We start from the raw sequence: 11941 nt of genomic DNA, 5'->3' as shown, positions 1-11941 counted from the left end.
GCGCCGCGTCCGAACCGTTACCGGCGCGTCCGGCATGGAAGCAGATCATCCGGGGCATCCAGAGCGCGATCACTTCCCGCCCCGACGGAGGAACTCCATGGCTCGATCGACCGGCTCCTCGAGCCGCACCACGGAGACGCAGTTCTCCGGCAACCGCGCCGCCGACACCGGCCCCGCAGGCGACCCCGCCCCGGACAACGACAGCATCAGCGGCACGCGTGCCGACTACGCGCCCACGGGCGCCGACCCCAAGCCGACGACCGGCGGGACGATCAAGCGGACGCTGAAGGAGTTCAGCGAGGACAACCTCACCGACTGGGCCGCGGCGCTGACCTACTACGGCGTCCTGGCGCTGTTCCCGGCACTGATCGCGCTGGCCTCCATCGTCGGCCTGTTCACCACTCCGCAGCAGCTCACCGACGCGCTGACCGCGGTCGTTCCCCAGTCCGCGGCGGAGACCCTCAACCCGGTGATCGAGCAGATCGCCGGGAACAGCGCTCCGGTCGGCTTCGCCCTGATCCTCGGTCTCGCCGGCGCCGTCTGGTCGGCCTCGGGCTACGTCGGCGCGTTCACCCGCGCCGCCAACGTCGTCTACGAGACGCCCGAGGGCCGCAAGATCTGGAAGCTCAAGCCGCTGCAGCTGCTGGTCACCCTGATCGGCATCCTGTTCGCCGCCGTGCTCGTCGCGATGCTGGTGCTCAGCGGCCCGGTGGTCGACGCCATCGGGCAGGCCATCGGACTGGGCGACACCGCCCTCACCGTCTGGACCTGGGCCAAGTGGCCGGTCATGCTGGTCATCCTGGCGCTGATGATCGCCGTCCTCTACTACTCGACGCCCAACGTGAAGCTGCGCGGCTTCAAGTGGGTCAGCCCGGGGGCCGGCGTCGCCATCCTGGTGGCGGTCGTCGCCTCGGCAGCGTTCGCCTTCTACGTGGCCAACTTCAGCAGCTACAACGCCACCTACGGGGCACTGGCCGGCGTGGTGATCTTCCTGATCTGGTTCTGGCTGATCAACCTCGCGCTGCTCTTCGGCATCGAGATGGACGCCGAGATCGAGCGGACCAAGGAGCTGAAGGAGGGCGTGCCGAGGGCCGAGAAGGAGATCCAGCTCGACGCCCGCGACGACCCCAAGCCCAAGCAGACGACCTGAGCTGACGACGACAGGACGGGCCGGCCCCACCGCGGGGAACCGGCCCGTTCTGTCGTTGTCAGCGGCTCGTCGGGGGCCGGTCACCGGTCCGCGCGACAGGCAGCCGCTCGACGACTCCCGTCAACGCTCCCCGGTCCACCCAGCTCGTCGACGGTCTGGTGTGCGATGGATCGGGGCACGGGGACCCGGTCGTTCCCGGAGGGCGGCCGCGCATACCTGCCGGTTGCCGCGCGGACCGCGGGGTAGGGGGCGGGCGTGACCGCCGGAACGAGGCCAGTGACGTCGGACTTCTACGACCTCGAGGCGCTCCTCGACGACGACGACCGGGCGCTGCTGTACCGAGTGCGGAACTTCATGGACACCGAGGTCCAGCCGATCATCAACGAGTACTGGACGCGGGCCGAGTTCCCCCGCCAGATCATCCCCGGGCTCGCGAAGCTGGGCATCGCCGGCACGCAGTTCTCCGGCTACGGCTCCCCCGGCAAGTCGGCCCTCCTCGACGGGATGATCGCCATGGAGCTATCCCGCGGCGACCCCTCTGTCTCCACCTTCATGGGCGTGCACGGCGGCCTGGCCATGGGCTCGATGCACCTGTGCGCCTCCGAGGAGCAGAAGGAGCGCTGGCTGCCCGCCATGGCGCGCATGGAGTTGATCGGCGCCTTCGGGCTCACCGAGCCCGACTCCGGTTCCGACGTCGCCCGCGGCCTGCGGACGACGGCCCGCCGGGACGGCGACACGTGGGTGCTCAACGGCCAGAAGAAGTGGATCGGCAACGGCAGCTTCGCCGACCTGGTGATCGTCTGGGCCCAGGACGTCGACACCTCCCGGGTGCTGGGCTTCGTCGTCGAGCAGGGCACCGAGGGGTTCTCCGCCGTCGACCTCGAGGACAAGATCGCGCTGCGCGCCGTCCAGAACGCCGTCCTCACGCTGGAGGACGTCCGCGTGCCCGAGGAGAACCGGCTGCAGGAGGCCAACGGCTTCAAGGACACCGCCAAGGTCCTGAGGACGACGCGGGCGGGCGTGGCCTGGTCGGCGGTGGGTTGCTCCCGCGGCGCGTACGAGCACGCCCTGCGCTACGCCAACGAGCGCACCCAGTTCGGCAAGCCGATCGCGAGCTTCCAGCTGGTGCAGGACCTGCTGGTCCGGATGCTCGGCAACATCACCGCATCGGCCGCGCTGTGCATGCGGCTCTCCCAACTGCAGGACACCGGGCGGATGACCGACGAGCAGGCGTCGCTGGCCAAGGCCTTCAGCACCGTGCGCATGCGGGAGACCGCCGGCTGGGCCCGCGAGCTGATGGGCGGCAACGGCATTCTGCTCGAGCACAACGTCGGCCGCTTCGTCGCCGACGCCGAGGCCATCTACTCCTACGAGGGCACCCGCGAGGTGAACACGCTGATCGTCGGCCGCGCCATCACCGGCATCGGCGCGATCGTCTGACGACCCGCGCCTGATCCGCGCCGGAGCTCAGCCCCACCAGCGGTCCGCGGCCTCCTCCGGAGTCAGCCCGTCGAGTTCCACCCAGCGGTTGAGCTGGACGAGGTCGCCCGTCGTCAGGAGGGCGCTCGTGTCGTCGAGGGCGTCGGTGAGCCGGGCACCCCACCGGTCGGCGACGGCCGCACGCACCAGGGGGACGACGTTCTCCCGAGGCTGCAGCGCGAGATCGTCGACGAGCAGCTTCACCGGAGCGACCGCCAACCGCGCGTCGGTCGTCTCCAGCAGGCCCACGTGGATGGAGCCGGAGAGCAGCGCCTCCACGGTGGCGGCCCGGGACGGCATGCTGATCACCTTGCCGAAGTCCAGGCCGTAGACCTCCTGAAGCCCGAGGAGGCACAGCGGCCGGTCCGGGCACTCGGGCGGTCCGCCGAAGACCAGGTCCGGCGCCAGCGGGACGAGGTCGGATAGCTGATTCACGCCGTGCTCTGCGGCGAACGCCTTGGTCACGGCGAACCCGTTCTGGTCCTCGGCCTGCGCGATGTCGAGCACCAGCACCCCGCGCCCGCCGAGCGTCCGGGACAGCACCGCGTGCATCCCCTCCGGCGTCTCCGGCAGATCGGGGAACGCCGGGCGGGCGAACAGCAGCGCGGTGCCGAGGTAGTCGACGACGACGTCCACGACCTCCTGCTGCAGGGCCGGCGCGACCACCTCCCGGGTGCCGATCCCGTGCTGGACGGCGACCGGCACCCCCGCGCGACGGGCGGCCTCGGCGTAGACCTCCACCAGGATCTGGTTCTCCGGGAAGTCGTAGGAGGCGAACCGCACGGTCCCGCTCGGCACCGTCGGCTCCTCGGGCCGGGCTCCGCAGGCGGCGATGAGCACCAGCAGCAGCACCGCCACGAGACCGGCAGGCCGACGTCGCACAGACGTCTCCTTCCCCCTGGGTGCGGGCGGTGGTCACGGTAACGCCGCACGGGGACGAAAGGGGATGGTCCTGATCCGGTTCGAGGTGCAGCATCTGCCGACATGGCGTCGCTGCCGCAGGCCCCGCCCGGACCGGGGCGCTCGGTCCCGGTCCCGCGGCCCGCTCCCCCGGCGATCGCGCGCGTCCGCAGCCGCCGCCGCCCCTCGGGGGAACCGCCTCCGCTCCCTCGAGCCCTCAACGCCTCCGGAAAGTTCTGGCTGAGCCTCAGCGCCGTCGTCCTCGTCGCATGGGCCGTGGTCGTCGTCACCGGGACGATCACGGTGTTCGACGTCATCGACACCCGGATCCTGCAGGCGATCAGCGAGGTGCGATCCCCCGGGCTGACAGGCGTGGCGGAGGTCGCCGGCGTGCTGGCGACGGCGAAGGCGATCCACGTCCTGTGGCTGACCAACCTGGTGCTGCTGGTCGTCTTCCGGCGGTGGCGGCACCTGTTCGTGTGGGTCGCCGTCGGTCTCCTGGTCGCCAACCTGGGCGCGTTCCTCGCGCACACCCTCCAGCGGCCGCGGCCCTACGAGGTCGAGATCATCGGCGACTGGTCGGGCTTCTCGATGCCGTCGCTGCCCATGACCGTCCTCGCCGCCTTCCTGGTCAGCACCGTCTACGCCCTGATCCCGCCGGGAACGTGGCGGACGCGGGGGAAGTGGGCGGTCGGCGGGCTCCTGGCGGTCACCGCGGCGTCGCGCCTCTACCTGGCGCAGGACCACCCGACGGGCATCCTGGCCGGCGTGGTGCTCGGGGTGGCCGCGCCGCTGGCCGCCTTCCGGCTGATGACACCGAACTCTGTCTACCCGGTGCGCTACAGCCGATCGCGCCCCGCCCACCTCGACGTCTCGGGCGAGCGCGGGGAGGCCATCGTCCGGGCCCTGCACGATCAGCTGGGTGTCCTGGCCAGCGAGGTCACCCCGTTCGGCCTGTCCGGATCGGGCGGCTCGACTCCGTTGAAGATCAGCGTGAAGGCCGACTCCTCGATCTCGGACGACGAGAGCTGCATCTTCGGCAAGCTCTACGCGGCCACGCACGTGCGCTCCGACCGCTGGTACAAGCTCGGCCGGACCCTGCTCTACGGGCGCCTGGAGGACGAGAAGCCGTTCCACAGCGTGCGCCGGCTCGTGCAGTACGAGGACTACATCCTGCGGCTGTTCTCCGACGCCGGTCTTCCGGTGCCGCACCCGCTCGGCATCGTGGAGATCACGCCGGAACGGGAGTACCTGCTGGCCACCGAGTTCATCGCCGGCGCCAAGGAGGCCGGGGAGGCCGAGGTCGACGACTCGGTCATCGACCAGGGCCTGTCGATCGTCCGCCGGATGTGGGACATCGGCATGGCCCACCGCGACATCAAGCCGGCCAACCTGCTGGTGCGCGACGGCACGCTGTTCCTGATCGACTCCGCCTTCGCCGAGGTGCGCCCCAGCCCGTGGCGCCAGGCGGTCGACCTCGCGAACATGCTGCTCGTCCTCGCCCTGCGCACCGACGCCGAGCGGGTCTACCGCCGCGCCCGGCTGCAGTTCTCCGAGGAGGAGATCGCCGAGGCGTTCGCCGCAACCCGCGGCCTGACCATGCCCACCCAACTGCGCCGGATGCTGCGCCAGCAGGGGCGGGATCTGCACGCGGACTTCCTGCGCCTGCTGCCCTACCGGCTGCCCCCGGTCCGCATCCAGCGCTGGACCTGGCGCCGGGCCGGCCTCACCCTGGTCACCCTCGTCGGCGCCGTCGTCGTCGCCGCGATCACCGTCACCATCCTCGGGTCACCGCTGTGAGGCCCGCCCGCCGCTCCCTCCCGGTCCTGCTCGCCTCCCTCGGCGTGCTCCTGCTGCCCGGCTGCGTGCAGCTCGGCACGCTGAGCACCGAGCTGGTCGCCTGCAAGGAGGGGGACGACGGCATGCCGTCCAACGGCGTCGTCCTCATGGCCCAGTCGGTGCCCAGCGCCTCCTGGGTGCCGTGCCTGGAGGGCATGCCCCTGGGCTGGCACTTCTCCGACATGGACGTCGACCGCGGCTCCGCGCGCTTCTGGCTGGACTCCGACCGCGACGGCACGCACGCCATCGAGGTGCGGCTCACCGAGTCCTGCGACACCGAGGGTGCGACGGAGATCCCCAGCGACCGGCCCGAGATGCGCCGGCTCGAGCGGGTCACCCAGGTCAGCCCGCAGTACGTGGGCCGGCGCTACTACCTGTTCGAGGGCGGCTGCATCACCGTGCTCTTCACGCTGTTCGGCGAGAACCGCGGGGAGCCGCTGGCGGTCGCCACCCAGGGGCTGGGCGCCGTCCCCCGGGACGAGCTGCGCGCGCTGGTGCACGAGAAGAGCGGCGGCCGGCTGTACCTGGACCCGCCCGCCACCCGGGACGGTGGCCGATGACCGCCGTGGAGTCGCGGACCGGACCCGACGTGCCGCGCACCCGCCGGGCCGGCTGGCGGCGATGGCTGGGGCCGGCGCTGTCGCTCGCCCTGGTCGTGGCCGTCTTCGCCTGGTTCCTCCCGCAGTTCACCAGCCTCTCCGACGTGTGGACGTCGGTCCGCGCCATGACGTGGATCGAGGTCGGCCTCCTGCTGCTGGCGGCGATGTGGAACCTCGCCACCTACCAGTTCCTCATGATGACGACGACACCCGGACTGACCTTCCGCCAGGCCACCGTCTCCACCGAGACCTCGACCGCCGTCTCCAACACCGTCGTGGGCGGCGCCGCGATCGCGCTGGGGCTCACCTACGCGATGAACTCCTCGTGGGGCTTCTCCCGGTCGCGCACCTCGGTGTCCCTGCTCATCTCGGGGCTGTGGAACAACTTCGCCAAGCTGGGGCTGCCGGTGCTGGCCCTGGTGCTCCTCGCCTTCTCCGCGCCCCCGACCACCGGCCGGCTGATCGCGGGGCTGCTGGGGGTGACCGCGCTCATCGCGGCCGTCCTGGCCCTGGGGATGCTGCTGCGCAGCGAGGCCGCGGCCGCCCGGCTCGGCGTCGGCGCGGCACGGGCGGCGTCCGCACTGCGCCGCCTGCTCGGCCGCGGTCCGGTCACCGGCTGGGACCTGGCGACGACGAAGTTCCGGCGGCGCACCGTCCTCCTGCTCCGCGCGCGCTGGCACTGGATCACCCTGGCCACGGTGGTCAGCCACCTGTCACTGTTCCTGGTGCTGCTGCTGGCGCTGCGCTTCGTCGGGGTGGGCGCGGACCAGGTGGGCCTCGCCGAGGCGCTCGCCGTCTTCGCGTTCGCCCGGCTGCTGACGGCGGTCCCGCTCACCCCCGGAGGGCTCGGCGTGGTGGAGCTGGCGTTGATCACCGGCCTCTCCACCGCCGGCGGGCCCAACGCGCTGGTGGCCGCCGCAGTGCTCGTCTTCCGGGCGCTCACCTTCGTGCTGCCCATCCCGATCGGGCTGGGCACCTACGTCTTCTGGCGACGGAACCGGTCGTGGCGGCGAGCGCCCAACGCCGCGCCGCGGACCGAGCTGGTGCCGGAGTCGGTGTGACGAATGCTCGGCGCGGGCCTGGCCCTGGGCCGGCCGGCCCTGCTCATGGCGATCCGGCACCAGCGCGATCCGGCCGCGTCCACCTCCTGACGGCCGTCTCCGCACCGGACTGCCGCGAACCGGGCGCTGTGGTTCAGTGAACGGCGTCACACCTGCGCTGGGGGAACGGCGTGCCTGCTGTCCCCGAGCGCGCCCGGCGCAGCGCAGCGCTCGAAGGAGAGTCATCGATGGCCCAGCCCGCGACCGACCCGAAAGCACCCGAGAAGGGCACCTCCGCGAAGGCTGCCGCCGGGCGGCCGGCCGACCCTCCGGAGGAGGCCACCGAGGCCGTCATGGGCCTGGACATGGTGCTGATCGATGCCGCCCGCGGCCCGCTGCGCCGCCTGGTGCCGCCCGCCGGGACGGCGTTGCGGTTCGGCACCGCGCTCGCCCGGCAGCCGGGCACGGTCGCCCGCCGCGGCGGTGAGCTGGCGCGGGAGCTGGGCAAGGTGGCGGTAGGCCGGTCCGAGCTGGCCCCCGGCAAGAAGGACAAGCGGTTCGCCGACCCCGCCTGGAGCGGCAACCCGCTGCTGCGGCGGGCGATGCAGGCCCACCTGGCCACCGCCCGCGTCGCCTGGGAGCTCATCGAGGACGCCGACCTCGACTGGCAGGACGACGAGCGGATCCGGTTCACTGCGACGAACCTGGTCGACGCGCTGGCCCCCAGCAACGTCCCGGTGGTCAACCCGCTGTCGCTGAAGGCCGCGATCGACACCGGCGGGAAGAGCGCCGTCAAGGGCCTCGGGCGATTCGTCCGCGACCTCGCGAGCCCGCCCCGCGTGCCCTCGATGGTCGAGCCCGACGCCTTCACCGTCGGCGAGGACCTCGCGTCCACCCCCGGCGCGGTCGTCGTCCGCACGCCGGTGTTCGAGCTGATCCGCTACACCCCGACCACCGAGACCGTCCGCCAGGTGCCGCTGATCATGGTCCCGCCGACGATCAACAAGTACTACATCGCCGACCTCGCGCCGGGCCGCAGCATCGTCGAGCACTACGTGAGCAGCGGCCAGCAGGTGTTCATGATGTCGTGGCGCAACCCCGACGAGCGGCACGCCGAGTGGGGCCTGGACACCTACGGTCAGGCGATCCTCGACGCGATGGACGCCGTCGAGCGGGCGACCGGCAGCGAGCGGGTGGCTCTCCAGGCGTTCTGCTCCGGCGGGATCATCACGGCGATGGTGCTGGCGCACCTGGCCGCCATCGGGCAGCAGGACCGGGTGGCCGCCGCCAGCTACGCGGTCACCGTGCTGGACTGGTCCCGCGCCGGCACCGTCTCCGCGCTCATGGACGAGGAGTCGGTGAAGGCCGCGACCGAGAAGTCCCGCCGGAAGGGCTACCTGGACGGCGCCCAGCTGGCCGAGGTCTTCGCCTGGCTGCGGCCCAACGACCTGGTGTGGAACTACTGGGTCAACAACTACCTGCAGGGCAAGCCGCCGCCGAACTTCGACATCCTGTTCTGGAACGCCGACACGACCCGGATGAGCGCCGCGCTGCACCGCGACTTCATCGACATCGCGATCGGCAACGCCCTCACCGAGCCGGGCAAGGCCACCATGCTCGGCTCGCCGGTGGACCTGTCGAAGGTCACCGTCGACTCCTACATCACCGCCGGGATCGCCGACCACCTCTGCCCGTGGCAGGCCTGCTACCGGTCCACCCAGCTCCTCGGCGGTGGGAACCGGTTCATCCTGTCCACCAGCGGCCACATCGCCTCGCTGGTCAACCCGCCGGGCAACCCGAAGTCCACCTTCCAGGTCGCCGCCGACACCCCGGCCGACCCCGAGAAGTGGCTGGCACAGGCCGAGACGGTGCAGGGCTCCTGGTGGCCGGACTACATGACCTGGCTGGGCGAGCGGTCCGGGGACCAGGTCGCTCCGCCGTCCGGGCTCGAGGAGCTGGCGGAGGCGCCCGGCACCTATGTCTTCGACAAGTAGCCCCGAATCGCCGTCCCCCGGGCGCGGGGACGTCGTCCGGACGGTCACCGTGGGCGGCCGGACCCTGCGGGTGTCGGTGCGCCGCGGGACGGACGCTGGCGTTCCGGCCCTGCTGCTCATGAACGGGATCGGCGCGAGCCTGGAGGTGCTCCAGCCCTTCGTCGACGCCCTCGACCGGCGGCGCAGCGTGATCCGCTTCGACGTGCCGGGCGTCGGTGGGTCCCCCCGGCCGGTCGTCCCCTACAACCTCTCGACGTTCAGTCCGGTGGTGAGCGGCATGCTCGGCCGGCTGGGGTTCGACGACCCGGTCGACGTCCTGGGGTTGTCGTGGGGCGGGGGCCTGGCGCAGCACTTCGCGGTCCAGCACCGCCGGCGGGTCCGCCGCCTGGTCCTCGCGGCCACCGGCACGGGGTCGCTGATGGTGCCGGCCGACCCCCGGGTGCTGGCGAAGATGCTCACCCCGCGGCGGCACCGCGATCCCGAATACGCCCGCAGCATCGCCGGGGAGATCTACGGCGGGACCATGCGCGACGACCCCGCCCGGGCCGCCCGCGCGCTGCACTCGGCGTCCCGGCTGGGCCCGCGGCGCGGCTACTACTACCAGCTGGCGGCCAGCACCGGCTGGAGCAGCCTGCCGTTCCTGCGGCTCATCCGGCAGCCCACGCTGATCGTCGCGGGGAACGACGACCCGATCATCCCGGTGGTGAACGCCCGGATCATGGCCCGGCTGATCCCGGACGCGCGCCTGCACCTGTACGACGGCGGCCACATCGCCCTCGTCACCGAGGCCGGCGAACTCGCTCCGGTGATCGAGGAGTTCCTCGACTGAGGTTGCTCAGACCAGCCCGGTCCGGGCCTCGACGTGCCGCTCGTACTGCTCGAGGGCGTCGTCGATCAGCTGGGCGTGCGTGTAGTTCATGACGTCGTAGCTGACGACGCCGGTCCCGTGGCCACGCGGGCCGAGGTGCACGTCGAGCCGGGGGCTGCCGGCGTCGGCCGACGGGCGGGCACCCGTCCCCCGTCGGGGCACGTCCCTGGGCTGGATGCGGTAGCGGAAGAACGCCTCACCGTCGCCCTCCGCCGTGAGCTCGACGTAGGTGCCACCGAAGCCGTCGACGACCCAGCGCGCTTCCGACTCCAGGCCCCGCGTCCGCAGCTCGGCCGCCACCTCGGTCAGAGCCGGGCGGGCGGTCTCGTGGAGGTACTGGTCCGCCCGCTCCCTGCCGGTGGGCACCGCCTCCCGGCGCCGCCGCAGCCGGGCCCGGCGTCGGGCGGCCGGTCGGCGGGACGCGCCGACCCGGTGCCGGCTGACGGCGCGGTCTGCCTCGTTGCGCAACGCCCGGTACAGCCCGACCATCACCAGCACCATCACGAACCCGAACGGCAGCCCCATGATGATGGTGGCGTTCTGGAGTGCGGGCACCCCGCCGACGAGGAGCATCGCCGCCGTGAGGACGCCGGTGGCCACCGCCCACACGATCCGGACACCGCCGGCGGCGTCGTCCTGGGGCCGCTTCAGCCGGGACGACAGGTTGGCCATCACCAGAGCGCCGGAGTCGGCCGAGGTCACGTAGAAGAGCAGGCCGATGAAGGTCGCGATCGCGCCGATGAACGGGAAGGCCGGGTAGTCCATCAGCAACGTGTAGAAGCCCCGTTCCGGCGTGTTCATGGCCGTCTCGCCGAACGCCGCATCGCCCTGCCGGATGCGGTCGATGGCGCTGTTACCGAAGATCGACACCCACATGAGGATGTAGCTGAACGGGATGATCAGCGTCCCGGCGACGAACTGACGGATCGTCCGCCCGCGCGAGATGCGGGCGAGGAACAGCCCGACGAACGAGGCCCACGCGATCCACCAGGCCCAGAAGAACAGCGTCCAGCTGTTGAGCCACGCGTCGGGACGGTCGTAGGCGAAGGTCTGCATCGTCAACTCGGGGAATCCGCTGACGAAGTCGCCGACGTTGAGCACCAGCCCGTTGAGCAGGAAGGCGGCGTTTCCCGTGACGAGGACGAAGCCGGCAAGCCCCAGTGCCAGGACGACGTTGAGCTGGGAGAGCCGCTTGATGCCCCTGTCCACCCCGCTCACCGCGGACACCGTCGCCGCGGCCACGGCGAGCACGATCAGCCCGATCTGCGCGGCCCGGCCCTCGGGGATGCCGAAGAGCACGGACAGCCCGTAGTTCAGCTGGACGACGCCGATCCCCAGGGACGTCGCGACACCGAAGATCGTGCCCAGGACCGCCGCGATGTCGACCCCGTCGCCCAGCGCGCCGTGCACGCGTCTGCCGAAGATGGGGTAGAGCACGGACCGGATGGCCAGCGGCATGTTCATCCGGTAGGCGAAGTAGGCCAGCGCCATCCCCATCAGCGCGTACATGCCCCAGCCGCTGACGCCGTAGTGGAAGAGCGTCCACACGGTCGCCTCGCGAGCGGCCTCGACGGTCTCCCCGTCGCCGACCGGCGGGGCCAGGTACTGGGTCACCGGCTCGGCGACCGCGAAGAACATGAGGTCGGTACCGATCCCGGCGGCGAAGAGCATCGAGGCCCAGGCGAACGTGCCGAACTGCGGGGCGGAGTGCTCCGGCCCGAGCTTCACCTTCCCGTAGCGGGAGAAGGCGATGGCCAGGACGAAGACGAGCACGGCGGTGGCGAAGGCGATGTAGAACCAGCCGAACCACTCCGAGGTCCAGCCCACCAGGGCCCCGATGGTCTCCGCGGCCGCGGTCGGACTCAGCATCGCCCAGAACGCGACCGCCGAGACGCCGATGAGCGAACCGTAGAAGACCGGCCGTTTGAGCCCGGTCCCGGACTCCGGCCCGGTGTCGACGGGCTGCGCGCGGAGATCGCTCATCGCACCTCACCGGTCCTGGAGATGAGCGCGATCCCGGATGTCCATTCGCCTTCCACCGGTCGGATCGTGACACAGACGAGGCCGTCCGG

Annotated in this window: 9 protein-coding genes; 7 read left to right on the top strand and 2 right to left on the bottom strand. The window is 71.7% G+C overall.

The window, feature by feature from the left end:
- Positions 1-97: 97 nt before the first annotated feature.
- Positions 98-1150: a YihY/virulence factor BrkB family protein gene (locus FHU33_RS02615; RefSeq protein WP_142023933.1), complete on the top strand. Its 1053-nt coding sequence runs from the start codon at positions 98-100 to the stop codon at positions 1148-1150.
- 276 nt (positions 1151-1426) lie between these two features.
- Positions 1427-2590: an acyl-CoA dehydrogenase family protein gene (locus FHU33_RS02610; protein WP_170182299.1), complete on the top strand. Its 1164-nt coding sequence runs from the start codon at positions 1427-1429 to the stop codon at positions 2588-2590.
- Between the two features lie 27 nt (positions 2591-2617).
- On the opposite strand, the gene FHU33_RS02605 is transcribed toward FHU33_RS02610, so the two are convergent.
- A complete protein-coding gene (locus FHU33_RS02605) occupies positions 2618-3511 on the bottom strand; it encodes an ABC transporter substrate-binding protein (RefSeq protein ID WP_142023931.1) in 894 nt (297 codons plus the stop codon).
- Positions 3512-3613: 102 nt separating this feature from the next.
- Here FHU33_RS02605 and FHU33_RS02600 point away from each other — a divergent pair, with 102 nt between their 5' ends.
- The 5 genes from FHU33_RS02600 to phaZ all read left to right on the top strand — a co-directional run bounded on the left by FHU33_RS02600 (position 3614) and on the right by phaZ (position 9830).
- Positions 3614-5329 carry a hypothetical protein gene (locus FHU33_RS02600; protein WP_142023930.1) on the top strand — a complete coding sequence of 572 codons (1716 nt, stop codon included), beginning with the start codon at positions 3614-3616 and terminating at the stop codon, positions 5327-5329.
- Entirely contained in the window at positions 5326-5928 is a 603-nt protein-coding gene (locus FHU33_RS02595; RefSeq protein ID WP_246063222.1) for a hypothetical protein, read from the top strand. The genes FHU33_RS02600 and FHU33_RS02595 overlap by 4 nt, the downstream gene beginning before the upstream one ends.
- Positions 5925-7028: a lysylphosphatidylglycerol synthase transmembrane domain-containing protein gene (locus FHU33_RS02590; RefSeq protein ID WP_142023929.1), complete on the top strand. Its 1104-nt coding sequence runs from the start codon at positions 5925-5927 to the stop codon at positions 7026-7028. Before FHU33_RS02595 ends, FHU33_RS02590 begins: the two co-directional genes overlap by 4 nt.
- Positions 7029-7255: 227 nt before the next feature.
- On the top strand, positions 7256-9001 hold the full coding sequence (locus FHU33_RS02580; RefSeq protein WP_211354983.1) for a PHA/PHB synthase family protein: 1746 nt from the start codon (positions 7256-7258) through the stop codon (positions 8999-9001).
- A complete protein-coding gene (phaZ, locus tag FHU33_RS02575; protein WP_142023928.1) occupies positions 8985-9830 on the top strand; it encodes a poly(3-hydroxyalkanoate) depolymerase in 846 nt (281 codons plus the stop codon). Before FHU33_RS02580 ends, phaZ begins: the two co-directional genes overlap by 17 nt.
- A gap of 6 nt (positions 9831-9836) precedes the next feature.
- Here the strand turns inward: phaZ and betT are convergent, their stop codons facing one another.
- Positions 9837-11852, bottom strand: a complete 2016-nt coding sequence (gene betT, locus FHU33_RS02570) for a choline BCCT transporter BetT (RefSeq protein ID WP_142023927.1) — start codon at positions 11850-11852, stop codon at positions 9837-9839.
- Between the last annotated feature and the right edge of the window lie 89 nt (positions 11853-11941).

The organism is Blastococcus colisei (assembly GCF_006717095.1).
GTDB lineage: Bacteria > Actinomycetota > Actinomycetes > Mycobacteriales > Geodermatophilaceae > Blastococcus_B > Blastococcus_B colisei.
Note: the sequence above shows the minus strand (reverse complement) of the source record. Positions and strands in the feature narration are given on the sequence as shown.